The following is a 25,877-nucleotide window of genomic DNA, read 5'->3' on the forward strand; positions in this document are numbered from 1 at the left end:
CAGTATTAAAGAGAGAGGAGGCTGCTTGTGGAAGTAATGTTCGAGAATATTTCAAAGCAATACAAAGGGAAGTATGCATTAAAAGATTTTACCGCAAAACTAGAGAACGGAGTTTGTGGACTCTTGGGAGCGAACGGTGCGGGGAAAACAACGCTAATCAATATTTTTGTCGGTATTTTGCAAAGTGATTATGGACGAGTTTATATCAATGATATGGATACAAGAAGTATGGGGAATGCCTTTTTATCCCATATTGGTTATTTGCCGCAGTATCCACAATTTTACAGAAATTTTGAAGTAATGGATTTTTTAAGGTATATGTGTGTGCTGAAGGATATTCCCAAGAAGCAAGGCGAAACGAGGGCAAGAGAACTATTGGAGATCGTAAATTTAAGCGATGACTGCAATAAAAAGATTGGCGCATTATCGGGAGGAATGCGTCAGCGCGTCGGCATTGTGCAAGCGATGCTCAACGATCCCAGCATCCTCATTTTGGATGAACCCACAGCTGGACTCGACCCGCAAGAACGAATCCGTTTCCGTAATTTAATCTCCAAATTTTCTGAAAATCGTATTGTCTTATTAGCCACGCACATTGTTTCCGATATTGAATGTATTGCTAACCAGGTCATTTTGCTAAAAGAAGGGAGACTAATGAAACAGGGTACGCCCCAATCTCTCATCGACGGTTTGAAAGGGAAGGTCTGGACGGTAACCGTTACAAATGAAGCAATGAATGAAACGCTAGATCGGTTCAAAATAAGCAATATGATGCGGGATGACGAGAAAATTCATTTAAGAGTAATTAATGAAGAGAAACCAGATGTCCATGCCATAAATGTACAAGCGAACTTGGAGGATGTTTTTTTGCACTACTTTGGAGGAGGAGAACAGTGATTAAGTTAATTGTTTTTGAATACAAAAAACATTTTCTTAAACCGCCCATCATTGTGGCTGTACTTCTCTTCTCCTTATTAAGCGTCGCTAAAATATATAGTATACATGATGCGGATTCACTGCTCTCGGAAAGCAATACCAGTCCAACTTGGAAGGGACTGTATTGGAAACTATATGAGGGTTTCAGAGGACCCATCACTGACGAAAAAATCGGAAAGCTTATGGCTATTTATCGTCCGCTTGAAAATCAGACGGCCGACCGTACCGCAAGTTCAGAGGATAATCCGAATACATATACAGGCGGAAGTGTATATACCGACCGCAATTTTTTCTTGTGGAATTATGTGAACCCTATGAGATATGCCTATGAATATAAAATGTATGCTAATAATGTCGTAACTGCGGCAAAGAGTAATATGGAATTCTATAAATCGTTGGGCAATACCTATGAATACAAAAAAAATGCTGTTATTATGGATCTTTTTCGAGATAGATCAGTGTCTAATTTCTCCTATATGGAAATGTATCGTTATTATGTTCAGTACGATTTCTCCGCATTTTTGGTTTTATTAATTTGCTTATACGGCTTAATGCATGTATTTATATCTGAGAAAGAAACGGAAATGGACGTACTGTTATTAACAACAAAATCAGGAAATAGCAAAACAGTTCTAGCAAAGCTTATTTCTTCTGCCATCTTTGTCTGTATACTCTGCACGTGGTTCTGGATTGTTGACTTTGCGGCTTTTTCCTTCATATTCGGTTCTTTGGAGGCTGCTTCTACCCCGCTGTATGCGCTTGAAGATTTCGTCAACTCGTCAATTGATGTTAGCATGGGACAATATGCGCTTCTATCTGGTCTGATAAGGACAGTGGGAATTCTCGTGCTAAGTACGTTGTTCTTGTTTGTTTCCTGCTTATTCAAGAATGCATTGATCCCTTTTATTATCAGTTTATTCGCTGCTTTTAGCTGTATTTATATGAATGAAGTCTATATGGGTTCCGGACGCATTTTGTTCAAAGTGGTCAATCCGTTTGTATTAGTTGTAAATCGGGAATTGTTTCGTAAAACGGAGTTTGTTGCTTGGTTTGGATATCCGATGCTTAGCTATATGGCTGCTCTTTTACTGGCGGTTACCTGGGGGGTACTGTTTATTTTGGGCGTTACCCTTTTCGTAAAGAAGAATGCTTTGCGTAAGGGGGGAAAAGAGCGTGCCATTATGGGTCTATGAGATGAAAAAAATGTTCTATTACCAAAAGGGTTTGGTATTTATTGGTTTGTTCTTTGTTATCAATATCGCGACTTTAATAGTTTTTGATAAGCCGACAAATGCGAGTGTAGAATTGAATGCTTCGCAGTATGCATTTTATCTCAATCAAGTACAAGGTGCATATTCGGAAGAAACAGAGCGTTTCTTTGCGAATGAAGCTGTCAAAATTTCCGATGCAAAAGTTTCCCTGCGTAAAGTAAGTGATAATTTTTATGATGGGAATATAAAGGAGAATGAATTTATTTCGATTACAACTCCACTCGAGGAAATTTTGCACAATGAAACAGGTTATAAGATTATTTATGATCAATATACATATATCCGTGAAAAACCGGAAAATCGTTATTTCTTGTATACCAATGGATGGGATGGTCTTTTATCAAACGACAGTTTGGACTTCTTATTTGTATTATTGTTATTAGTCCTGGTTACTCCAGTGTTTTGTTTAGAGTTTGAAAACAGGATGAATTCCCTTATACTCACAGTAAAAAAGGGAGCGACAAATAGCGCAGTTTGTAAGGTAGGTTTGGTCTTGATAATCGTTGTTGCACTCTGTCTACTCACTGCAGCTTTAAATTATGGATTCTATTGGCTTAAATACGGATTAGAGAATGGTAATTATCCGCTACAAAGCCTGTCCTACTATGCAACATCGACAAAGAATAGCACGTTGTTTGAAGCCTTTATGTGGATAACAGCCTGTAAAATTTTTGGGAGTTTATGTTTTGCGATGTTAATTATGCTTGTTTCAGTCTTGATCAAAAAATATGGATTTACTCTATTTACCTGTACAGCATTCATTCTTCTCCCATATTTTGGGTTTCGTATGGAATCTTCAAAATATTTTTTACCGGGTCCCCTTGGGTTTATGGTTTCCACCGGTTTTTTTAGAGGGAATGAATACGAGCATGACATCATTGAAGATCAAATGATTTTTGAATATCACGAAGTTTCGATCATGATGTGGATTATATTGTTTGTTATCACGCTGTGCATCAGTATTGTTATGTTCGTCGTCATTATGATCCGAAATACAAACGAATGGAGTTCAAGAAAACCAAGTCATAAGCTGATGCCGTTCAATTTTATGCTTATGGTTTGTATATCCTCATCCTTCCTTTTCGGGTGCACTCCTCATACAAGCACAGGAGAAAGTAATGTTTACAACTTTTCCTCCAGGCAATACTATGAAAATGATCACTATCATTTTTATTTGGATGAATCGGACTTAAATGATGGCCGGATCGTGTTCGTAGACAAACAAACTGGGGAAAAACGTAACTTTGTCCGAAACCCTATGACCTCTTTGACGAGAGTGGAGAGTACTATTTATGGGAACGGTTCATATGTATATTATATGAAATATGATTCGGACAAGTCGGGATTTTATGAACAAGTTAACCGTCTTTCCCTTATTGAGGTAAATACGGACACCTTTGATGAGAAAATCGTTTTCGAGAAGGACTTTAACACGAAAAAAGCTGCATTAATAAATATAAACAAAACTAAGGATAAAGATCAGGTATTCTTTTATAGCATTAGCGGCTTTTTTCTAGATGAATTGAACATTTACTTCGTCGGACAGGATCAGATCCGCCGAGTCAATCGACGGACCGGGAAGATGAGTATCATTATTCGGTTTCCAGTGTTAAAACATCTCGCATTCGACGGTCAAACGATTTACTATGTCAATGAGAAGTCGCAAGTGGTCAAGTATAATACAACAACTGATTTAGAGGAAATTAATCCTGATCTGATCACACGGTTTTTTGTTTTGACAGATACAGACCTCTTATTTTTAAATCGAAAGGATCAGCAGAAAATCTATGCCATGAATTTACGCGATTCTACAGTGCGAAAGATTACGGATGTGCCCGTGCTTGAATTTCATTGTTATGAACAATCCATCTTCTACGTTAGTAAGGACGATCTTAAACAATATCGACTGGAACTTGAACAACTGCCGGAAATTTAAAGATTCATCCAGAGCATTCATCGTTCTCAGAATGGCCCTACAAATAACAAATCCATACCTGTTTCAGGTATGGATTTGTCGTCGTTCTACTTATACTCGCCTGTATATTTCGGAGATACCAGGTTGACGCCCGTTGCCTTCTTAAACTCTTGCACACGCGTATTCTTCGCTGCTTCGATGCTGCCAAGGCCAAGCTTATCCAATGTAGCCATGGCTTCGCTGTAGAGGGATTCGAACTCTGCGGCGTTTTTGGCCAAAATCATTTTCTACCGTAATCCCTAATTGATCCATGATGTCTTTTCTTACAATAATCTGACCGTTCGAGCGTTCGTTATAGAATTTCTTAACGTCCGGATACTGCTCCAGCATTTCCGGAGACACGTAGTAGTTCGGAATCGTGTAGAGATTACCGTCCGCCTGCGTATACCAATCAACCATCGTCTCCGGCAGAATTGTAGACAGGTAAGGATCATATTTCTCTATTAATTCATTCAGAGGAGCCGCTTTATTGTTCAGATCGACCTGATTCCGCTGCTCCTGCAGATCAAGCCTGTAAAATTCAAAACTCGTTGCATCGGTAATTTCTAACCGGTATCCCTGATTGCGGATCATCCGAATGCGAAATCCGTGCTTCTCCCCAATCTTGTTCAGACTGCGGATCAGCTCTCGGATCGTTCTCTCCGCAAGCATGAGCTCGCGGGTCAACTCGTTTATCTTAACCGGGAGTGGGCTGCCGGTAAGAAGGTCTATGATCTTTCGCTCCCTCATGGTTAAATCCCTTATTTACGATACTAGTATCATGTAAAGCAACTCAGCTGATTATAGTAGCTCTGTCTATAGGGTAGGTTATATTCATGTATAAGAACAGTTTGGATTATGCAATTTGGATTGGCAGAAATCATCGGATATGATATTTTGCCTAGATTACTCCTATTTATGAAAACTTACCAAAAGGGCAGGCGCCCGGATTACAGTGCTGTAGGATGTCGTGAGCTTGGGGCGATTTCCTTCCTTTGTTAGCTTCTGTCAGATTATTAAACATAAATTATACTAAGATGGATGGAAAAAGAGGTATAATGTTATCTAAAAAATAATACAGGGAGAGAGTAAAGTGACGACTAGTAAACTAGGGATTCCATTAGAGGGCTTTGCTGAGTTCAGTAGAAAAGTAGCTGCCGAAGGCGCTGTGCTGTTAAAAAATGATGGACAAGCTCTGCCGCTGCAAAATCATGAAAACGTTGCAATTTTCGGCCGGATCCAGGTCAATTACTATCGCAGCGGCACGGGCTCGGGCGGCAGCGTGAATGTCGCTTATACCACGAATCTGTTAGACGGTCTTCGTGCTAAGAAGAATATAACCGTCAATGAGGAGCTGGCGGCCGTATATGAGAAGTGGATTGAGCAGAACCCATTCGATAACGGCGGAGGCGGCTGGGCGGCAGAGCCTTGGCATCAGAATGAAATGCCTCTAACCGATGAACTGGTGCGTAAAGCCAGAAGCAAGTCGGACAAAGCCATTGTGGTCATCGGCCGTACGGCGGGTGAGGATCAGGATAACGCCGATGAGCCGGGCAGCTATCAGTTAACGGCAGCGGAAAAAACGATGCTGAAGCAGGTCACCGCCCATTTCGACAAGACGATCGTTGTGCTGAACGTATCCAATATTATCGACATGAGCTGGATTAACGATGCGGCTTTTTCGAAACCGATTTCGTCCGTCATTTACGCTTGGCAGGGCGGCATGGAAGGCGGCAATGCCATCGCTGACGTATTGACCGGGGACGTGACGCCAAGCGGCAAATTAACCGATACCATCGCTTATTCGATTGAGGATTATCCATCCACCCGCAACTATGGCCATGAATTTAAGAACCTGTACCAGGAAGATATTTATGTGGGGTATCGGTATTTCGAGACGTTTTGCCCAGATAAGGTGCAATTTGAGTTTGGCTATGGTCTATCTTACACGGAATTCAGTATGGAGTCGGAAGAGGCGAAGCTGGTTGACCGGGAAGGGAAGCCTTGCGTTGAAATTGGCGTTACTGTAACGAATACGGGGAGCGTCTATGCAGGCAAAGAGATCGTCCAGGTCTATTATGAAGCGCCTCAAGGCAAGCTGGGCCAACCGGCCAGAGTATTGTCTGCATTTGGCAAAACAAAGGAGCTTCAGCCGGGAGAGTCGCAGCGCTTGACATTGACCTTCCCTGTTCAGGCTATGGCTTCTTACGATGACGGCGGCGTGACAGGTTGCCCCTCTGCATATGTGCTGGAACCTGGAGTTTATCATTTCTATGTAGGGAACAGTGTTAAGAATACAGCGAAGGTCGCTGTTGAGGGACGGGACGGCTACGAGGTGGAAGCTCTTCAAGTCGTGAAACAGCTGGAAGAAGCGCTTGCGCCAACAGAGGATTTCACCCGAATGAAGCCGGGCGTCCGGAAGGACGACGGCTCCTATGAGCTTATGTTCGAAGCCGTGCCGAAACGGAGGATTTCTTTGGCGGAACGAATTGAGCACAATCTTCCGAGAACCTTGGAGCAAACGGGGGATCAAGGGTATAAGCTAAGAGACGTTCATGAAGGCAAGGTCAGTATGGAGGCCTTCATTGCCCAGCTCAGCGATCAGGATTTGGCTGCGATTGTCCGAGGCGAGGGTATGAGCAGCCCGCTGGTGACGCCGGGTACGGCATCGGCCTTTGGCGGGGTAAGCGATCCATTGCTGAGCTTTGGCATCCCGGTTGGCTGTACGGCGGACGGGCCTTCCGGCATCCGCATGGATAGCGGGGAGAAGGCGACCCAGGTTTCCATCGGAACACTGCTGGCGGCTACTTGGAATGTGGAGCTGGTCGAGGAGCTGTATGTCATGGAAGGCCAGGAGCTAGTAAGAAACAACGTCGATACCTTGCTCGGCCCTGGCTTGAATATCCGGCGCAGTCCGCTCAATGGACGCAACTTTGAGTATTTTTCGGAGGATCCGCTAGTCACAGGGATTTTTGCGGCAGCTTGTACACGGGGGATCATTAAAGGCGGCTCTAACGCCACGTTGAAGCATTTTGCCTGCAATAATCAGGAGAAGCACCGGAGCAAGGTAGATGCGGTCGTATCCGAACGCGCGCTGCGGGAAATCTACCTGAAAGGCTTTGAAATGGCGGTGAAGGAGGGCGGCGCGAATTCAATCATGACCTCGTATAACCCGGTTAACGGGCATTGGGCCGCTTCGAACTATGATTTGAACACGACGATTCTTCGCGGAGAATGGGGCTTTAAAGGCATCGTGATGACAGACTGGTGGGCGGTGATGAATGACGTTGTCCATGGAGGCCCGGCCGATCGCAAATATACGAATTGGATGGTTCGCGCGCAGAACGATCTTTATATGGTCGTCACTAACTATGGCGCGGAAATCAATGCCTATGACGACAATACGCTGGAAGCCTTGTACAATGGCACGTTGACCCGTGGAGAGCTGCAGCGCTGCGCGATGAACATTTGCGCTTTCCTGATGCAGGCCCCGGTATTCTCCCGCAAGCAGGAGATTGTAGAGACGGTACATAAATTCGCGGCAAATCACGACTTGGTACCGGATCAGGCTCTGGTGCAGGAGCTGTCTCGCGATGCTCAAATCAAACCTGCCGCTACAGGAGCGACTTATATAAAGGTGGATCAGGCGGGACAATACCGCATCATCGTTAACATGATGTCTCCGGAACCGGAGCTGGCGCAGAGTGCGTGCAATGTCACGCTGAATGGCCAAATCATGACAACTATTCAAACGAACGGGACAGAGGGCAAATGGATCCGACAGAAGCTAGTGAAGGTCGAGCTGGAAGCCGGCCTGTACGAGCTGACGCTCGATTTCCTCAAGCCGGGTCTGCAAATCGGCTGGATCGAGTTTAATCTTATATAAATTGAAGCAAGGTATGTGAATGCAAAATAGGGTGCTAAAAGCCGGGATGATGTTGATCCCGGCTTTTTTGTCGTTTGATTGTCGAGCTGGTTGACAAGAAATCTGTCCATTAGCGGTTAGCTATCCAGGTTGCGTTAAGCCTCGGCTCGTAAATTGCTCGTTCATGAGAAAATCGGCAGGTATTGGGGAATACTCATACCCAAGGCGGAAATCATTTGAGGATTGTGCAATATTCCGTGACTTGATGGATAACCTAAGGAGGATTTTGATGATGCGTTTTTTGGAAAAGAGCCTAATATCGCTAGATGTTGAAGTGAAGGATGCAGAGGAGGCGATACGCGCGGCAGGGCAGCTTCTGGTTGACAATGGCGCTGCGGATGGCAGCTACGTGGAGGCCATGGTGGCTGCATTCCAAAATAGCGGTTCGTATATTGTCATCGCGCCGCATATTGCCTTGCCTCATGCCAAGGCGGAGAACGGTGTCCGGGAGGCTTCCGTTTCTTTTCTTCGGCTGCGAAATCCGGTTGCTTTCGGCCATCCCGAGAATGACCCGGTTGAGCTTGTGTTCGCTCTTGGCTCCTCATCCAGCTCGGAGCACATTGCGCTGCTGCGCAGATTAACTACTCTGTTGAATAATCCGGCTAACGTAGAGGCGTTTAAGGGAGCCAAAACCGTTGAGGAGATCGCGGCATTGATTCAATGACCGATTGCTTTGCATCAGAAATAACCATATTTCAGGAGGAAGCGTTATGAAAATTTTATGCGTTTGCGGGTTAGGGCAAGGAACGAGTTTGATTTTAAGAATGAACGTAGAGACCGTATTAAAGGAGATGGGTGTACAAGCGGATGTGGAGCATACGGACGTATCCACGGCTTCCGGCATGGCGGCTGACTACATTGTAACGAGTAATGAGCTGGCACAAAGCCTGCAGGGACATGCGGCCAAAATCGTGATCGTCAACAACTATTTCGACCTGAAGGAAATTGAACAAGGATTGAAAGCAGCCATGTAAAAGATGAGGGGGAAAGTTCAGTGAACGTTATATACTGGATAGCCAACAATATTTTTGGAACGCCTGCAATTCTTCTCGGATTTATCGTGCTGGCCGGCCTTCTGCTGCAAAAGAAAACGACGAGCCAGGTCATCAGCGGTACATTCAAAGCGATCATCGGCTTTTTGATTATTTCGGCTGGCTCCGGAGTAATCGTCGGCGCGCTTAACGTGTTTGAACCGATGTGGAAAGAGGTATTTGGCCTGCCATCTGTCAGTCTGGGTCAGTTCCTTGGACAGGAGGCGTTCAATGCCAGATTCGGCAGCGCCGTTACCATGTCCATGCTGCTCGGCTTTCTGATCAACGTGTTGCTGGCCCGGTTTACGAGGTTTAAATATATTTATTTGACCGGGCACATGATGTTCTGGACAGCTACGGTTTTTGCGGGGGTTGTCATCCATACGGCGGGAGGAGAGGTTTCACAATGGAAGCTGGTGCTGTTCCTCTCAATTATCCTGGGCTTGTACTGGACGTTCCAGCCCGCACTGACACAGCCATTCATGCGCAAAATCACCGGCAATGACAATATTGCCCTTGGTCATACCTCAGCTTCGGTCGCCTTGCTGGGTGCATTATTCGGTAGGTGGTTCGGGAATAAAGAGAACGATTCGGAAAAAATCAAAGTGCCAAAAGGACTTGAATTTTTGCGTGACTCTAACGTCATTACGGCGCTCAGTATGGGGATTCTGTTCTTTATCGGAGCTATCGTCATCTCCTTAAAGAGTACGCCTGCAGCGCAGGAACTGATGGCGAGCGCTGGCGAACAAAACTTTATCATGTACTCGATTATCCAATCCCTTACCTTTGCGGGCGGGATCGCGATCGTACTGCTGGGTGTGCGGATGTTCATCGGGGAGCTGGTTCCGGCCTTTAACGGGATTGCCACGAAAATCGTACCTGGCGCCAAACCGGCCCTGGATTCTCCGGTTACATTTCCATATGCGCCTAACGCCGTTATCCTCGGTTTTATCGGGGCTTTTGCCGGCGCTCTGATTTGGTTGGTTGTGCTTGGCAATACGGTGGCATATATCTTTGTGCCCACGATGATTGTATTGTTCTTCCACGGCGCCACGGCAGGTGTATTCGGCAATGCGACTGGCGGGGTACGCGGCGCACTGATGGGCGGTTTTTTAACGGCTACGGTTGTAGCCTGGGGGCAATTTATCATGGTTCGCTTCATGATTTCCTCCACCATACCGGATACGGCGATGTGGGCTGCGGATTCGGATATGTTCATACTCGGACCGATCATTCGTTTCTTGGCACAACTGCTGTTCTAAGGACAGACTTATTTTAGGAGGAGATCCGCCACATGACTTTTGTACGAACACTTGATGCAGACATCTCTCCAGATCAGCTTGGCTTTACGTATTCCCATGAGCATATCGTGTGCCGTCCAGCTCATTGGTCGGAGCGTGGGGTAGATGATTTGCTGCTGGACGATCCGGAGAAATCCAAGCTGGATGTTCTTGATTTCAAACAGCACGGCGGGCAGACTATCGTTGACGCAACGGCCATTGATTATGGACGGGATGTCCCCGCAGTTTACAAGATCATGCAGGAAACGGGTGTGCGTATTATCGGTACTGCCGGTTTTAACAAGAGCTTTCTTTGGGATGCGAAGGTCAAGGACGAGCTAAAGCCGCTGATCGGAGACTATGAGACCTATTATAAATGGATTGAGGCCAGGAGCATCAATGAATTAACGGACTTCGTCATCCGTGAGGTGGAGGAAGGGCTGGAGGGCACGCCTTTTAAGGCTGGACAAGTTAAATTCGGCACAGGCTATAACCGGATTACACCGCTGGAGGAAAAAACGCTGCGAGCCGTCGCCCGCGCTCATCACGAGACGAAGGCGCCGCTCCATTCCCATACCGAGGTCGGTACGATGGGGCTGGAGCAAATTGAGCTGCTGCGCAGTGAAAAGGTGAACTTAAGCTTCCTCAGCCTCGGCCATATGGATCGCAACCCGGATCCTTATTACCATGAGCAAATTGCCCGGACTGGAGCCTTCCTGTCCTTTGACGGCATCGCTAAAATCAAGTATGCGCCTGAAAGCACACGCATCCAGCTTATTCTGGAGCTTGTCCGCAAAGGCTATGAGGATCAGATTCTGGTTAGCGGAGATACGGCACGCAAAACTTATTATAAGCATTATGAATACGGGCCAGGGCTGGAATATATTATCGCCAAATGGGTTCCAAGGTTCGTGGATGAGGCGGAAAAAGCCGGATTTGACGGGCGCAAGCTGATCCATAAATTTTTCGTGGCAAATCCGGCTAACTGCTTTGCCTTTAAGAAGTAGGGGGGCCAGACATGATTTTTCAAGATGAGAACGCCTTTGACATTGTGGAGAAAATCAAGAGAATGCCCTGTGCCATTTTGCCGATTGGGGCTGTGGAGGCGCACGGCCCCCATCTTCCCCTGGGCACGGACAATCTGCTGGCCGAACGGCTGGCCCGTCGGTTGGCGGAGCGGACGAAGAGCTTCGTGCTTCCTACGCTCCCTTACGGTCAGGTGTGGAGCCTCCAAAATTTTCCTGGCAGCATTAACGTCTCCAACGAAGCGCTGATTCGAATGCTGTATGACATCGGGGAAAGCCTTTACAGCCAAGGTCTGCGGATTTATGTCATGCTGAACGGGCATCTCGGCAACGCCGTGGCGCTGAAGGAAGCAGCTCGCCTGCTTTACAAAGATTATCCTGAGTTGAAAGTGTACTATTTCTTTTACCCCGGATCAAAACAAGCCATTGAGCGGATGAGGGAAACCCCGGCTTCGCATGCATCCTATTTTCACGCCTGCGAGTTGGAGACGTCTTATATGCTTTATTTGGCCGGCGAGTATGTCGATATGGATAAAGCGCTCAATGATATCCCGAACATCGGCGTTGAGGCTGACTGCACCCCGACACCTTGGGAGGAGTTCACATCAACGGCCGTTCTGGGCGATGCGACGCTTGCCACCAAAGAGAAGGGCGAGGAGATCATTGAAGCGACCTTGAATACGATGACAGCCATGATCGAAGGGGCCAAGCAGCGATTACTTAGCGGGAAGGAGCAGTGATTCCGATGCTTCATACTTATTTTGAACATATTCGCCGGATCTTGAATCAGGTCGAGGAGCGGGAAGCTGAAGCGATCAGCAAGGCCGCGCAGAAGACGGCTGAAACGATTATGGAGGGCGGTATTATTCATCTGTTCGGCTGCGGTCACTCCCATATTTTGACCGAGGAAGTGTTCTACCGAGCCGGCGGCCTCGTGCCGATTCGTCCAATCTTTGTAGAGGAGCTGATGCTGCACGAAGGGGCGGTTCGCTCCTCCGAACTGGAGCGGCAGAATGACTTGGCTGCATCCTTTATGAGCGAGCAGGATATTCGTCCGGGAGAGGTGATGTTCGTCCTGTCCACCTCCGGCCGCAACCCGGTTCCGATTGATACTGCCCAAATCGCCAGACAAAAAGGCGCCTTTACGATCGGCATCACCTCGCTGGAATATTCACAAAGCCAGCCGTCCCGGCACGTCAGCGGCAAGCATTTATTCAATTCGGTGGATCTGGCCATCGATAATTATTCGGTGAAGGGCGATGCGGTGCTGACCCATCCGGGCTTGCCGGTTCCGTTCACGCCGACGTCTACCGTAATTGGGGCGGCGATCCTTAACGGGATCTTCGCCGAGGCGATTGCCGTCATGATTGAACAGGGCTATGAGCCCCCTGTTTATTTAAGCGGCAATATCGACGGTGCCGACGACCACAACCGCAGGCTGATCGAGCGCTACCGGGATAGAATCCCGCTGCTCTCCTGAGATTAAAAGCTGGTCGAGCTTCAGCGGCTTCCCGAAGTGATGAAATTGAACATTTATTCGAAGGAATAGACGGGGGAGCGCCCAATAGGCGCTCCCCCGTCTTCTTTGTGCTTATCATCTACAGTTCATCCGCGATTCCTAGCAAAGCGATGCCAATCATGACTAGAACGATAACCCCATATTGAAGCTTGCTTAACCGCTCTTTAAGAAAGATACGAGATAGTATTACGGAGAATATACTGTATGAAGCGATCAGCGGTGCCGAAATGATGGCATTGCTGGACATGGCGAAGACATAGAAGAACTGTCCGGTTGTTTCAAAGATCGCGGCATATCCTTTGATGCGCTCCTGGAGGAGGTTGAACCTCTCTTTTTTAATGAATTTAAGATAAATATAGGCAAATACGGCACAAATGAAAAAGGTGAACTCGTAAGCGAGAAGGGCGGCATCTTCACTGATGAGCTTAAGCTCATCCAAATAAATCCCGTCGGCAAACGTTCCGAGTCCATCGATGAGGCAGTAAAGAATCGGGAACAGGATGGCCATGAAGCCGATTTGATATTTGGCATCGATTTGGGCAGCTCCAGCCCCGAGAGCTGCCCGCTCGGATCTCTTCTCCAGAACGGCCAGGCCGACTACGCCGAAGGTCACGACAGCCACGCCGATAATTTGCAGAGCACCTAAGTCATGGGTGAAGAACACGTATAGCAGGATGGCCGTGATGGCTCCGGACGAGTTCTGCACCGGGGAGGAAATCGAAAGCTCGATATATCTGAGACCAAAATAACCGATCGCCATCGACAAGATATATAGCGCGGATACGGGTAAATACCGGAGCATGTCGACAGGGTTGAAGTGCAGCCCTTTCAGCAGCATATAAGCCGTGCCATGAATCCCCATGACGAGGCCCACCATGATCACGATCTTAATATGGCTGTAGCGGTCATGGGGATCGCTGCCTTTTTTATAAAATAAATCGGCACCTCCCCAAGCGAAGGCAGTGAGTAGAGAAAATAGAAACCACATCATTGAAGGCAAGTCTCCTTGTTTTTGACATACCTCATGATTATAATGGCTCCATCAACCCAAATGTCAACGACAAAACTAACTTGATTATATTCTTAAGCTCACCGCTCTGCGCCGTGAAGAAGTGATATCCTATTCCTTACTCTTTTCTTTCGACAGAGGATAGGTTGTTTCACGGAATTGAAACCTTTTTGTCGAAAATAAAGTATTATAGGTAAATGCAAACTTTCGAGGGGGGAGCTCATGATGGGAATCTTATCGAGGTTTAGGGATATTATGAGGGCCAATGTGAACTCGTTCTTGGATCGGGCAGAGGATCCGGCGAAGGCCATGAATGAATATATGCGGAGCTTGCACAGCGACCTGGGCCAGGTTAAAGCGGAAACGAATTCGGTGCTTGCGGATGAGCGAAGGGCCAAGGCCTCATTGGATGAGTGTCAGGCGGAGATTAAGAAGCTGCAGCGTTATGCCGAGAAAGCTGTAGAAGCAGGGAATGAAGATGATGCCGTAAAATTCCTGGAGAGAAAGGCCGAGCGGGCCGAGAAGTTAAACGAGTTGCAAAAGGCTTACGAACAGGCTTCGGCCAAGGTGGCAAGCATGAAGCAAATGCAGGAGAAGCTGATGTCCGACCTCGGACAGTTGGAAGCCCGGAATGCCGAGCTGCAGGAGAAATTGACTGCTGCCAAGCTGCAGCAAGGATCCATTTCAGGCAACTCCTCTCTAGGCAACAATAACTCCTCGTTCGATGAAATGGAGGAGAAGGCGTATCTGGCTATGGAAGAGGCGATAGCCCTGACCGAGCTTAGATCAGGAACGAGCCAAAACAATCCTGCTGACACGGCTGCAAAGTTGGAGCATTGGAAGCAGGAAGCCGGTGCGAAGTCGAGTGTGAATTCAAGTGTGAATTCAAGCACGAGCACCCCAACAAGCATCGAAGACGAGCTTTCGGCTATTAAAGAGAAAATGAATAAGAAGGAATCATGATCTACGTTATTTTTTACGATCCGAGGTGAGCAAATGGCAGTAATCGACTATAAATGCCCCAGCTGCGGCAGCGGCATGGTCTTTGACGGAAGAACGGGAGCATTGACCTGCCAAGGCTGTGGAAGACAAGACAATATTGAAAAGCTTCCTGATCCTCTCAAGCAGCAGGCATTTCCAGAAAATGGGATGAAGGAGTATCACTGCAATAGCTGTGGGGCCGATATTATGACGGAAGCGGAGACAACCGCAACAGTCTGCAGCTTCTGCGGCTCGGCCGTCGTTCTCGGTGACCGTCTGGACGGGGAGCTGACTCCGGCGAAGGTACTCCCTTTTTTGATCAGCAAGGAAGAGGCAATGGCGGCTTTTCGGAAATGGTGCAGGAATGGCCTGCTTACCCCCGGCGGCTTTATGACCGCAGACCGTGTTAAAGGGATCACCGGAATCTATGTCCCCTTCTGGCTGTATGAATTACATAACCGAGTTGAGGTTCATGGCCAGGCTACGAAAGTAAGAACCTACACGCGAGGTGATTACCAGTATACAGAAACGCAGCATTTCGCAATATACCGGAAGCTGCGCTTGAATTACGTCAATTTGCCGATCGATGCGTCGCAGAAGATGAATGACGAGCTGATGGATAAGCTGGAGCCTTTTCCTTACGAGAAGCTGCGGGGCTTTAAGTCTCCTTATCTCGCCGGTTATAATGCGGAGAAATACAGCTATGACGAGAGGGAGCTGCTCCCGCGGGCCAAGGAGAAGATTAGAAGCTTCATTGAATCCTCCATTTCATCCGCAGTGACAGGATATACGTCCGTCAGCTATACCAATAAGCAGATCGATACCGACTTAAAACAGGCTGATTATTGCTTGATTCCCGTATGGGTAGTGAAATACGACTACAATCGAACGGAGTACGTGTTCGCGATGAACGGCCAAACGGGGAAGGTTGTCGGCAAGCCGCCGATCAGCAAGGCGAAGGTCACTGCTTGGTTTGCAGGCGTTTCTGGCGTGACCCTGCTGTCCTTGAAAGTGATCTCCTGGATGATGGGGGGAGGATTCCTGTGAGAAAGCATTTTGCAATACTGGCAGTTCTGTTCTTTCTTGCCGTACATCTCGCCGTACCCGCTCGAATGGCAGCAGCAGCGGAAACTAAATCATTGATTTATGATGAAGCGAATCTGCTCAGCCAGCAGGAATATGCTGAGCTTAATGCGATGGCTAATGAGTATGGGGCCAAGAGAGAAACGGATATCATCATTATTACTTCAAATAACGCTGAAAATATCGATGTCGTGGTTATGACGGAGGATTTTTATGATGACCATGCTCCGGGGTACGACAAACCGCATGGCAATGCGGTTATCCTGACGCTGGACATGAAGAATCGGGATGTCTATCTGGCCGGTTTCTACAAGGCCGAGCAGTACCTGGATGATGGCAGGCTCGATCAAATACGTCACAAAATTACGCCGGATTTATCGAATGGTGATTATAAGCAGGCTTTTGAAAAATATATTAAAACCGCCCATAAATATATGGGCTTCAAGCCGGGAGTGAACCCGGACAACCCGCTGTTCAGTCTTTGGTTCCAACTGGGTGCCGCAGTAGTCATGGGGGGGATCGTCGTAGGAGTCATGACTTACCGCTCCGGTGGCCGGGTCACGGTCAACCGGCGCACCTATGAGGATGCGAGCACTTCAGGAGTAGTGGATCGTCAGGATCAATATATCAGAACAACGACTACGAAGCGGAAGATCGAGCGGAACACAAGCAGCAGCTCGGGCGGCGGCGGTGGAGGTATCACCGGGGGCGGCCACTCGCATAGCGGCAGCCGAGGAAAATTTTAATCGAAGGGACGGAGATCCGACATGGGATTCTTGAGAAATCAATTTGCAAATGTAGTGGAATGGGAAGAATTTAGAGATGATATGATCTTTTGGAAGTGGAGCAACCGGGAGATTAAAAAAGGCAGTAAACTGATCATCCGGGCAGGACAGGACGCTATTTTCGTGAACAATGGCAAAATCGAAGGGATTTTCGAGGATGAGGGGTCGTATAACATTGAATCGGAAATCATTCCATTCCTGTCGACGTTAAAAGGATTTAAATTCGGCTTTAACAGCGGGATGCGGGTAGAGGTTCTATTCGTGAATACGAAGGAGTTCACCGTCAGATGGGGAACGCAAAATCCTATACTGATACCGACGCCTCAATTGCCGGGCGGTATGCCGATCCGTGCCAACGGGACGTTCAATTTTAAAGTGAATGATTATGTGACGCTGATCGATAAGATTGCCGGAATGAAAGACAGCTATCTCGTTGAGGATGTTAAAATCCGCATTACTTCGGTGCTGGATCAGCTGTTAATGAAATGGATCGCCAGGGAAGGTAAGGACATGTTCAATCTGCAGGTGAATGCTTCTGAAATAGCCAAAGGCATTCGCGAGGATTTGGATATGGAAGTGATGGATAACGGAATTGCGATTACCGGCTTCCAGGTGATGAGCTTCAACTATCCTCAGGAAATTCAGGACATGATCACCAAGACGGCATCCCACGAAATGATCGGCAACCTGCAGAAATATCAGCAGGTCAGCATGACGGACGGGATCGCTTCAGGCAAGGTGCAGGGCGGCGGCATGGCCTCGGACATGGCGGGTATGATGATGGGGATGACCATGGCGAATGAAATGATGAAGAATATGAACATGAATCCGGGCCAGAATCAAAATCAGGGTCAGCCCCAGAATCAACAGCCTCAAGCGGCGGCTCCTTCAGCTTCTGAAGGCGGTAAACGGCCTAACTTCTGCCCGAACTGCGGCGCGAAGAACGAAGGGGCTAACTTTTGCCCGAATTGCGGCCAGAAGCTGAACTAATTTTATTTAAAGCTTAAAAAAGAATTAAACGATGAGCATCATTCGATGGTTCATGCGTTTAATTCTTTTTTTCGTACAACTGAATATTAACCTTCCTACCATTCCGTCCATGTCACGTTCAATTCAATGACACCACTCATCCTATTCCATCGTTATAGCGGGCGTGTTGAAGCTGAAGGTGAAATAATCAAACTTAAGACATAGAACACAAAAAAACGAGTCAGCCGAAGACTGCAGGTCATGTAAGCGCACTATTTAAACCGGAAGGGGTATTTTTGGTTTAATTCGGGACTCCTTATTTCTTTACAGGATCTTTTTTTGGGAGTAAGATTTCATTCTTTTTCGTTATCAAATGACCATATCCAAAAATTAGTTATTGACTTCAATAATATTTTGCTTTACTCTCTAAACAAGACATAATGATGTCTCTAAAAATTAGAGATGTGATAACCTCATTAATAAACTATAATCAGGTTGGAGAGTGTATCATGAATGGCGAAAAAGTCGCTGTATTTGAAGGTCAGGGACGACCTGGCCGAGAAAATCAAGAATAAAACGTATAGGAAAGGCGAATTCATTCCCAGCGAGAACGAATTGGAAGAGGAATACAAGGTAAGCAGAACGACGATTCGCACCGCGATACGGCAGCTAGTGGACGAGGGCTATCTTACGATCGTTCGGGGCAAGGGAACCCGGGTGTCGTCCTCCAAGCTCGATTCTGCGGTACCTAATATTATGAGCTTTACGGACATCATCAAACGAAAAGGGCTGGAGTCCTCGATCATCGAGATGTCGGTCAAGAAAATGCAACCCACTGTTGAAATCGCCTCCAAGCTGGAGATTTCTACGGACGAGGAGGTCATTGAATTTTACCGGGTTCGCTCGGTAGACGATGAGCCGATCACCATCCATTGCTCCTATGTTCCGGTCAGATTTGTAGGCTCGTATGATCTTAGCATATGGGAGAAGAAGCAATCCTTCTATAAGGTTCTCAAAGAAGATCATGGAATTACGATTCAAACCGCCCTCGACAACATAACGGCTATCGCCGCAGACGCCGAGATGGCGAAAATTTTGCACATCGAAGAGGGAGAGCCCGTACTTCACGTGGATCGAATCGCTTATGACCAGAACAATGCGGTCGTAGAATTCACGAAGGTGTATTATCGCGGCGATCGTTACAAGCATACTGTTATTACTCGAGAAACTACCTGACATGTGATGAACAACCTAACCCGGCTGACTAGAACGATCAGCTGTGGTTCCCGACTATTTTGTAAGCGCTAACAACGGCCGGTGTTCAGCGTTTATATATCCAAGCAGCTTTGATATGCCAGACTTGTTAAAGGAGTTGTGAAGCATCTATGGACAATCATAAAGGAGCTACCGTTATGACTGCGACCTTGCCGAAGGCGTCCTTCTTGAAAGGAATGAACCTCTACTCGAAATTTGCCATATTTATCGGTTTTGTAGCTGTAGCCATGGTCTTTAATAATCCGATTCATCTGCTGCCGGTGTTCTTCCTGGTACTGGCAATGTGTCTGAGCGCAGGAGTAAGTCTGAAGGCGCTGGCTGGCATGGCCAAATCGGTGCTCGGAATATTTCTGATCCTCTTCGTGTTCTCGGCCTTTATCTACGATGTCTCGAGCGCACATACCGAAATCGCCAGGAAAGTGTACTTCGTGTTATGGGAAACCAAGTTTATCGACATTGGACTTACGAGTGGGGGGATGCTGGCGGGAGCCAATTTTATTCTGAAAATGCTCATCATGATTCTTGCCTCGAACCTGTTCTCGCATACGACTCCGATTGAGGAAATGCTGTACGGCCTGAATCGGATGGGCCTCCCTTATCAGTTCGGCCTGATGCTCAGCATTGCGCTGCGCTTCATTCCGACGCTAAAGAAAGAGGTCGAACAAATTCAACAGGCACAGAAATCAAGGGGCGCTTCAAGCAAGAAGAGCGCTAATGGCAGAAAGGGGGCTGCCGTCCAGGGAGTTATTCCGTTATTCGTACCGATGATCGCATCGTCGATGCGCAGATCCGACACGATGGCGATGTCTATGACCTCGCGGGGGTATGGCTTCAGCAATAAGCGGACTCAGATGCTCGATATTAAGTTTGGTTTAGTGCAAGCGTTATTCTGTCTGATCGTCATAGGAATTATTGCACTTTCTGTATATGCAAAATCCAAGTATGGCCTGGGCCTGTTATAACAAAAAGGGGGTTGTCAGCATGGCAACAACACATGTGGTCGTTAGAAACAAGAAAACTTTCTTTACTCCAAAACGGATGTCGCGTATGTCGATTCTAATTGCTTTATCTGCGGTTGGCGCATTCGTGAAGATTCCTACTCCAACGGGAGATATCGGAATAGACTCGGCCCCTGGTTATTTTGCCGGCATGGTGAAAAACTGGGACTGGAAGGAAGCGCAGATTATCGGCATATTCGCCAGGCTTCTGGGGGCGTGGGTCGTCGGCTTTCCGCTCGGCATTCCGATCCAGATTTGCTGGGGCGTCTTCCTCGGAGGCTGCATGGGCGTCTATGCCAGGCTGGCCCGGCTGAAGTTCGGCCATCTAGCCGCCATTATTGCCGCAACGCTGACGAATGGAGTGCTGTTCTCCCTGGCCGTCGTCCCCGTCTCCTTCATTCTGGCCGGCGGAAGTACGATTCCCGCTGCATTTGGTGCCGGAATTGCCGGCCTCATCGGCGCATGCGTCGCTTCTGCAATCGCTAGCTCCATCGGTGCCGCAGCTCATAAAATGCTTGCAAAAACAAGTATCGTGAACGGATAAGGAGGAATAGCCATGACATTAATATGGGTGCTTATTTTACTTGTAGTATGCTTTGCGCCGACCACGATCTATTTGGCAGTTACGAAAAAATGCGGAGGAGAGCCGCTGGTTCTGAAGGATCAGCATAAGTGATGGCAGCATCTAAGACAAATCATTTATAGCCAAAGTCATATTCTATAGACGCAAAGATTGCTGGTGAAATGATCGAAGGTTAGGCAAATGATTCAGCGATCTTTGCGGAAAGGGGTTCTCATGCCGATAGTTGAATTGCACAAAATAAGCTGGAAATACGATCCGAAGAGCTCTAACGTACTGGATGATATTTCTTTAGAAATCGAACCGAAGGAATTTATCGGAATCATGGGCCCGACGGGGGCAGGCAAAAGCTCGCTTTCCTTGGTTTTGCGGGGCATCATCCCTGACTTTTTCGAGAATGGCGTGCTGGAAGGGAAAGCTATTGTCTCGGACGTAGAAGTCACGGCGAGCTCGCCCAACTTGTTTGTGGATATTGTGGGCAGCGTGTTTCAGGATGCTTCGAGCCAGATTCTCGGCACTACAGTATTCGACGATATCGCCTTCGGGCCAATGAACCTGGGTCTGCCTAAGCAAGAGCTGATCGAGCGCGTGAACACGTACATTCAGAAGCTGAAATTATCGCAAAAAATCAACCGCAAGCCCGACTCTCTATCCGGCGGTGAAACGCAGCGACTCGTGTCGGCAGGCGTACTGTGCATGGAGCCGAAGGTGCTGGTCATGGACGAGCCCGCCGCCGAGCTGGATCCTAGAGGACGTAAGGATTTATGCGATATTCTGGACGATTTGCGGCAGGATAAGGATATTACGGTCATCCTTATTGAGCAGGATCCAGAGCTGATCGTACAGTACTCCTCCCGGGTGGCTCTGATGAGTGAAGGGAAGGTGGTGGCTTATGCTCCGCCTCGCGAAGTGTTTAAAGATAAAGCCTTATGCGAACGCATCGGCGTTTCTCCGCCGGAGATGGTTAGGCTGGCTTATGTGCTGCAAGAGAAAGCGGGAATCGAGTTTGCTAGACTACCGCTAACGACGGATGAGATGTATGAGAGCCTGGCGGACGCTTTAGACATTCCAGGGGCAAGCTCCACGCCTTCCGAGGAACCCGTGTATCGTTACGTGCCTTTTGAGAAAAATGAGGTGCCGCTCTACCAATTCGATCAAGTCGTTCATACCTACAATACGCCTGGCGGGCCATTCAACGCGCTGGACGGCGTGTCGTTGAACATTTACAAAGGCGATTACATCACCTTCATCGGCACGAATGGGGCCGGAAAGAGCACGTTTACGAAGCATATCAATAATATTCTGACCCCTACCCGGGGAACAGTTCGCTTGAAAGGGAAGGATATTCAAGGCAAGGACACATCTGAATTCATCACGGAAGTGGGCTATTGCTTCCAAAATCCGGATCATCAGATTTTCTCGAATACCGTCAAGGAAGAGGTAGCCTACGGCTTAATCAACTTGGGTCTAGAGCAGGATGAAATCGACCGGAAGGTCGACGACGTTCTGGAGCTCCTGGGTCTGAGCGAGCTGAAGGACGAGAATCCTTTTAATCTCGGTAAAGGGGAACGCCAAAAAATCGCCATTGCCTCGACGGTCGTGCTGGAGCCGGAGTTTCTGGTCATCGACGAGCCGACCACGGGCCTGGATTGGGTTGAAAGCAAACAGATTCTGGAGCTGATCGAAACGCTCCATCAGCGCGGGATGACCATCCTGGCCGTCACCCACGATATGCGCATCGTGCGCGAATATTCCTCGCGCGTGGTAGCCATGCATCAAGGGAAAATCGTTTACGATGGCGATGTGGGCGGACTCCTGGAATACCAGAAGCTTTTTGAATCTGCCAATATAAGTCTTCCTCCTATTCTTGAGCTATATCACAAACTGAAAGCGAGCGTCCCTTCGATCGAAGGGAGAACTGCCCGAACGATTGAGGATATGGCCGAGATCATTATGGACATCAATAAGACAGTGCAGCTGAATATATAGGGGGTATTTACGGTGGAACAGAAATCCCAGGTTGTTGTTATAGGCGATATCTTTGCCGATATGGTGTCGCGCATCATCAGCTACCCGGCCAACGGCGACGGGACTTACGGATCGCCGCTCGAAAGGAACGGCGGGGGAACGGGCGGCAACGTAGCTGCGGGTCTCGGCAGGCTAGGCGTGCCTTGTACGATGGTTTCGCGCTTGGGGAATGATGAGACGGGAAATTTTCTCAAGGAGGATTTGAAATCCTACGGGGTGGATACCTGCGGCATTGTGCTTGACCCAGTCATTCCTACGGGAACTGTCGTCATCACCGTTGATCCGCAAGGAGAGCGTACCATCTTCGTATTTGCCCTGGATTCAGCCTACGGTAATCTCCAATTGGAGGACACGCGCATTCTAGAGGAAATCCAGCCTCAAGCGATCTTCCTGTCGGGCGTACTGCTGGGGCTCCCGGTGACGGAGGCTACGATTTTTGAAGTGGCGAAGCAGTGGAAGGGCAAAGCGAAGCTGTATTTCGATCCGAACCTGCGACATCCGACGGATGCGGTGCCGCCGCAGATCAAGGACTCCATGCAGCGGATGGCGGAGCTCTGTGACGTGGTTCTGACGGGGAAATCGGAGATGGAGGCGCTCGGGCTGTATCCGAGAGAGGAGCAGACGTTTATCGTCAAATGCGGCAAGGAAGGCTCGTATTTGCTGCAAACTGACGGGGAAATTGCGTTTAGAGTAGCGCCGACTTCTCATATGGCGATCGACGCTACGGGAGCCGGGGATACCTTCGCCGCAGCCTATATTTCGGCTGAGCTTAGGGGCCTTGACGTAAGGGAGGCTATGGAATTCTCTACGGTTGCCGCAGGCATTTCCGTGACCCGAACCGGGGCAAGAAGCATGCCGGAGCCGGACGAAATCGAACAATATAAATTCATCAATTCATAAACTTATGAGCGGGGGAAATCATCTATGAGCAACTGGTATGAAACTTATCATTTTCCGAAGGAAGTGCTGGAGCAAGCAGATTCCATTCAAAACTGTCTAAACTCTTTGAAGGGCGATATTGCGAAAATCCGTGATGTCAGCAAGGAGATCAGCGAAATTCACCTCATCGGCTCCGGCGACTGCTACTTCATCAGCCTCGCGGCTGCCGAAGCCTTCAAGAAGATAGCCGGCGTTCAAGCCGTAGCATTTGAGGCCTACGATTACTATCTGAACAAGCCTGTGGTTTCATCCAAAACCATGGTCATTTTGTTCAGCTCATCCGGCAAATCTCTTTACGTGCTGAAATCGAAAGACTATGCTGCGGAAAAAGAGGCGATCACGATCGGCGTAACGAATCATGCAGACAGTCCTTTAGGCACCTCCTGCACGATTCCTCTGGTCACCACAGCGACCGGGGTGTCAAAGACTTTTCCATCGAAAACGACGACAAGCGTGCTGGCCCTCTACTATCAATTGGCGGTGGAAATGGGCGTGCAAAGAGGCACGATTTCCGAGCACGAAGGGCAGCAGCTTAGCGAGGAACTGGCCGTAACCGTGCCTGAGATGATTCATCGCATTTATAAGGAAGAGCATCAAAAATTGATGGAAGCTTCCCAGGCCTATCTTGAGGCGAGAAACTATGTGTTCGTCGGAAGCGGTCCTTCCAGATCGTCGGCGCTCGTAGGCGCGGCCAAAATCGTCGAAACCTCTCGCGGCCAAGTGACGTTCTGCAATGCGGAGGAGTATATGCACCTGTTCGGCTTTGCCGTGAAAAGCCCAGACGTCGTCGTTGTGATCGGGAACAACATTTCCAACCATCGCGAGAATCAAGTCGTGGAATACGCTCAAAATCAGCGTGCCCGCGTATTGGTGATCGGTGGCGTGGATATCGAAAATCCGAACATCGACACGATCCATGTAGCGCCTTATTTGCACAGCCTGTCCCCATGGGGCGTAACTCTGGCATCGATGGTCGTGCTGCACTTGTTCGCCTCCGAGCTCTCCCATAAGTCCTATAAGAACCCCGATGCGCCGCATGACGTAGACTTGAAGCATGTCATTAACCTGCTCTATACAGGCCCGGTAGCCGGCTGGCAGGTTGACTAGAAGGGACAGAGGCTTTATGAACAAACATACCATCCGAACAGATCCGCATGGATTATTGGATATTACACAGAGCATCAAGAAGGATGTCGAAGCCGCAAGTATTCAGACCGGTCTCTGCTGCGTATATCTCCCCCATACAACAGCGGCAATCACAGTGTACTCCGGTGTAGATCCGCTAGGGCTGCTCGACATGAACGATGCCATTAAGACGATTGTCCCTATCCGGGCGGATTTTCACCATCAATGCGACACGCCAACGGATGCTGCGGGACATATCAAATCAACGCTGGTTGGCCCGTCCATGACCTTCATTGTTGAGAACGGCGAGCTTGTCCTCGGCAGCTCCCAGAGCATTTATTTCTTTGAATTCGACGGCCCGCGGGATCGCGAGTTTTATACGCAGATCGTGGGCCAGTAATGAACCCCAAAACTATGAAGTACCGTCAGCTTGGATGCTTGACGGTACTTTTGCATGTGCGCAATGTTTTACGTTTGTGATTTCGCAAAGGTAACGGTGTGTGCTCATTATTTCCCTGCCGCAAGATAAGGAACCAATCCCTTGGCGATAACCTGATGGCCTTGATCGTTGGGGTGAATGGGCAAGAAGCCGCTTAAGGCATCCTCGATTTTTCCTTTGCGATATCCGTAGATGAGCTTTCCTTGTTTGCCTTCGAACCATTTATGAACGGGAGCGACCTTCGCGTTATAGCTTTTGGCGACCTCATTCGTGGCTAGATTTAAGCCATCTATCGCTTTAGCGGAAAGGGGGCTGTTCGGAAATGGATTATATTGCGTGCAGCAAATGATTCGGGCGGGGCTGCTATTTTTGATCTGAGACAGAAGGGCATGCAAATTACGCTGATAGCGGCTTAAAATGGGTTTAGCGTCTAACGGCTGCTTGCTGCTGAGTGCAGACAAGGCGGAGTTCGCTAGATCCACGCCTCCAATCCATACCGAGACCACGGCCGAGCGGCTGAGCACGGAGGAGCCTTGCCATACTGCGGCATCCAATAAGTCATAGGTATTCCAGCCAGGGCGTGCCAGAACATACCCGATCACTTTGCGGGTATCTGAAGCATTTAGCAGGGATACGGCGACTCGGGGATAAGCCCTTGCGAAGGAAGAAGCATTTTCCCCAAATGTAATGGAATCTCCAAGAGCGGTATAGATCATTGGAATAAC

25 protein-coding genes are annotated in these 25,877 nt (G+C 48.2%); 21 read left to right on the forward strand and 4 right to left on the reverse strand.

The window, feature by feature from the left end; translation table 11 throughout:
- Positions 1–36: 36 nt before the first annotated feature.
- Genes ACE3MQ_RS13360 through ACE3MQ_RS13370 form a run of 3 tightly spaced genes read left to right on the forward strand, consistent with a single transcriptional unit; the run spans position 37 to position 4,143 of the window.
- Positions 37–897 carry an ABC transporter ATP-binding protein gene (locus tag ACE3MQ_RS13360; protein WP_379394056.1) on the forward strand — a complete coding sequence of 287 codons (861 nt, stop codon included), beginning with the start codon at positions 37–39 and terminating at the stop codon, positions 895–897.
- Positions 894–2,129, forward strand: a complete 1,236-nt coding sequence (locus ACE3MQ_RS13365) for an ABC transporter permease (RefSeq protein ID WP_379393347.1) — start codon at positions 894–896, stop codon at positions 2,127–2,129. The genes ACE3MQ_RS13360 and ACE3MQ_RS13365 overlap by 4 nt, the downstream gene beginning before the upstream one ends.
- Entirely contained in the window at positions 2,110–4,143 is a 2,034-nt protein-coding gene (locus ACE3MQ_RS13370; RefSeq protein WP_379393349.1) for a DUF5050 domain-containing protein, read from the forward strand. Before ACE3MQ_RS13365 ends, ACE3MQ_RS13370 begins: the two co-directional genes overlap by 20 nt.
- A gap of 86 nt (positions 4,144–4,229) precedes the next feature.
- Here the strand turns inward: ACE3MQ_RS13370 and ACE3MQ_RS13375 are convergent, their stop codons facing one another.
- Positions 4,230–4,355 (reverse strand): hypothetical protein, encoded by a 126-nt coding sequence (locus ACE3MQ_RS13375; RefSeq protein WP_379393351.1) that lies wholly within the window; start codon positions 4,353–4,355, stop codon positions 4,230–4,232.
- Positions 4,339–4,911, reverse strand: coding sequence for an HTH domain-containing protein (locus ACE3MQ_RS13380; protein WP_379393353.1), 573 nt, complete (start codon positions 4,909–4,911; stop codon positions 4,339–4,341). The genes ACE3MQ_RS13375 and ACE3MQ_RS13380 overlap by 17 nt, the downstream gene beginning before the upstream one ends.
- A gap of 343 nt (positions 4,912–5,254) precedes the next feature.
- Here ACE3MQ_RS13380 and ACE3MQ_RS13385 point away from each other — a divergent pair, with 343 nt between their 5' ends.
- From ACE3MQ_RS13385 to ACE3MQ_RS13415, 7 genes are all read left to right on the forward strand, one after another.
- Positions 5,255–8,047: a glycoside hydrolase family 3 C-terminal domain-containing protein gene (locus ACE3MQ_RS13385; protein WP_379393355.1), complete on the forward strand. Its 2,793-nt coding sequence runs from the start codon at positions 5,255–5,257 to the stop codon at positions 8,045–8,047.
- A gap of 271 nt (positions 8,048–8,318) precedes the next feature.
- Complete coding sequence (locus ACE3MQ_RS13390) at positions 8,319–8,750, forward strand: PTS sugar transporter subunit IIA (protein ID WP_379394058.1); 432 nt, start codon at positions 8,319–8,321, stop codon at positions 8,748–8,750.
- 46 nt (positions 8,751–8,796) lie between these two features.
- Positions 8,797–9,060: a PTS sugar transporter subunit IIB gene (locus tag ACE3MQ_RS13395; RefSeq protein WP_379393357.1), complete on the forward strand. Its 264-nt coding sequence runs from the start codon at positions 8,797–8,799 to the stop codon at positions 9,058–9,060.
- Positions 9,061–9,080: 20 nt separating this feature from the next.
- Positions 9,081–10,379: a PTS ascorbate transporter subunit IIC gene (locus tag ACE3MQ_RS13400; protein WP_379393359.1), complete on the forward strand. Its 1,299-nt coding sequence runs from the start codon at positions 9,081–9,083 to the stop codon at positions 10,377–10,379.
- A gap of 32 nt (positions 10,380–10,411) precedes the next feature.
- On the forward strand, positions 10,412–11,404 hold the full coding sequence (locus ACE3MQ_RS13405; protein ID WP_379393361.1) for a phosphotriesterase family protein: 993 nt from the start codon (positions 10,412–10,414) through the stop codon (positions 11,402–11,404).
- A gap of 11 nt (positions 11,405–11,415) precedes the next feature.
- Positions 11,416–12,162 (forward strand): creatininase family protein, encoded by a 747-nt coding sequence (locus ACE3MQ_RS13410; RefSeq protein ID WP_379393363.1) that lies wholly within the window; start codon positions 11,416–11,418, stop codon positions 12,160–12,162.
- Positions 12,163–12,167: 5 nt separating this feature from the next.
- On the forward strand, positions 12,168–12,902 hold the full coding sequence (locus tag ACE3MQ_RS13415) for an SIS domain-containing protein (RefSeq protein ID WP_379393365.1): 735 nt from the start codon (positions 12,168–12,170) through the stop codon (positions 12,900–12,902).
- Between the two features lie 118 nt (positions 12,903–13,020).
- On the opposite strand, the gene ACE3MQ_RS13420 is transcribed toward ACE3MQ_RS13415, so the two are convergent.
- Positions 13,021–13,929: an EamA family transporter gene (locus ACE3MQ_RS13420; RefSeq protein ID WP_379394060.1), complete on the reverse strand. Its 909-nt coding sequence runs from the start codon at positions 13,927–13,929 to the stop codon at positions 13,021–13,023.
- Between the two features lie 246 nt (positions 13,930–14,175).
- Here ACE3MQ_RS13420 and ACE3MQ_RS13425 point away from each other — a divergent pair, with 246 nt between their 5' ends.
- From ACE3MQ_RS13425 to ACE3MQ_RS13475, 11 genes are all read left to right on the forward strand, one after another.
- Positions 14,176–14,913 (forward strand): PspA/IM30 family protein, encoded by a 738-nt coding sequence (locus ACE3MQ_RS13425; protein WP_379394062.1) that lies wholly within the window; start codon positions 14,176–14,178, stop codon positions 14,911–14,913.
- Between the two features lie 33 nt (positions 14,914–14,946).
- Entirely contained in the window at positions 14,947–15,978 is a 1,032-nt protein-coding gene (locus ACE3MQ_RS13430; RefSeq protein WP_379393367.1) for a TFIIB-type zinc ribbon-containing protein, read from the forward strand.
- Positions 15,975–16,760 (forward strand): TPM domain-containing protein, encoded by a 786-nt coding sequence (locus tag ACE3MQ_RS13435; protein WP_379393369.1) that lies wholly within the window; start codon positions 15,975–15,977, stop codon positions 16,758–16,760. Before ACE3MQ_RS13430 ends, ACE3MQ_RS13435 begins: the two co-directional genes overlap by 4 nt.
- 21 nt (positions 16,761–16,781) lie before the next feature.
- On the forward strand, positions 16,782–17,789 hold the full coding sequence (locus ACE3MQ_RS13440; RefSeq protein ID WP_379393371.1) for an SPFH domain-containing protein: 1,008 nt from the start codon (positions 16,782–16,784) through the stop codon (positions 17,787–17,789).
- A 492-nt stretch (positions 17,790–18,281) separates the two neighbouring features.
- Entirely contained in the window at positions 18,282–19,004 is a 723-nt protein-coding gene (locus ACE3MQ_RS13445) for a GntR family transcriptional regulator (RefSeq protein WP_379393373.1), read from the forward strand.
- Between the two features lie 149 nt (positions 19,005–19,153).
- A complete protein-coding gene (locus ACE3MQ_RS13450; RefSeq protein ID WP_379393375.1) occupies positions 19,154–20,005 on the forward strand; it encodes an energy-coupling factor transporter transmembrane component T family protein in 852 nt (283 codons plus the stop codon).
- A 19-nt stretch (positions 20,006–20,024) separates the two neighbouring features.
- Positions 20,025–20,585, forward strand: coding sequence for an ECF transporter S component (locus ACE3MQ_RS13455; RefSeq protein ID WP_379393377.1), 561 nt, complete (start codon positions 20,025–20,027; stop codon positions 20,583–20,585).
- Between the two features lie 252 nt (positions 20,586–20,837).
- Positions 20,838–22,610, forward strand: coding sequence for an ABC transporter ATP-binding protein (locus ACE3MQ_RS13460; RefSeq protein WP_379393379.1), 1,773 nt, complete (start codon positions 20,838–20,840; stop codon positions 22,608–22,610).
- 12 nt (positions 22,611–22,622) lie between these two features.
- Positions 22,623–23,549 (forward strand): carbohydrate kinase family protein, encoded by a 927-nt coding sequence (locus ACE3MQ_RS13465; RefSeq protein ID WP_379393381.1) that lies wholly within the window; start codon positions 22,623–22,625, stop codon positions 23,547–23,549.
- Between the two features lie 24 nt (positions 23,550–23,573).
- Positions 23,574–24,695 (forward strand): SIS domain-containing protein, encoded by a 1,122-nt coding sequence (locus ACE3MQ_RS13470; RefSeq protein WP_379393383.1) that lies wholly within the window; start codon positions 23,574–23,576, stop codon positions 24,693–24,695.
- Positions 24,696–24,711: 16 nt separating this feature from the next.
- A complete protein-coding gene (locus ACE3MQ_RS13475) occupies positions 24,712–25,113 on the forward strand; it encodes a secondary thiamine-phosphate synthase enzyme YjbQ (RefSeq protein ID WP_379393385.1) in 402 nt (133 codons plus the stop codon).
- Positions 25,114–25,220: 107 nt separating this feature from the next.
- Here the strand turns inward: ACE3MQ_RS13475 and ACE3MQ_RS13480 are convergent, their stop codons facing one another.
- Positions 25,221–25,868 (reverse strand): SGNH/GDSL hydrolase family protein, encoded by a 648-nt coding sequence (locus ACE3MQ_RS13480; protein ID WP_379393387.1) that lies wholly within the window; start codon positions 25,866–25,868, stop codon positions 25,221–25,223.
- Positions 25,869–25,877: the final 9 nt, after the last annotated feature.

The organism is Paenibacillus lentus (genome assembly GCF_042714055.1).
Taxonomy (GTDB): domain Bacteria; phylum Bacillota; class Bacilli; order Paenibacillales; family Paenibacillaceae; genus Fontibacillus; species Fontibacillus lentus_A.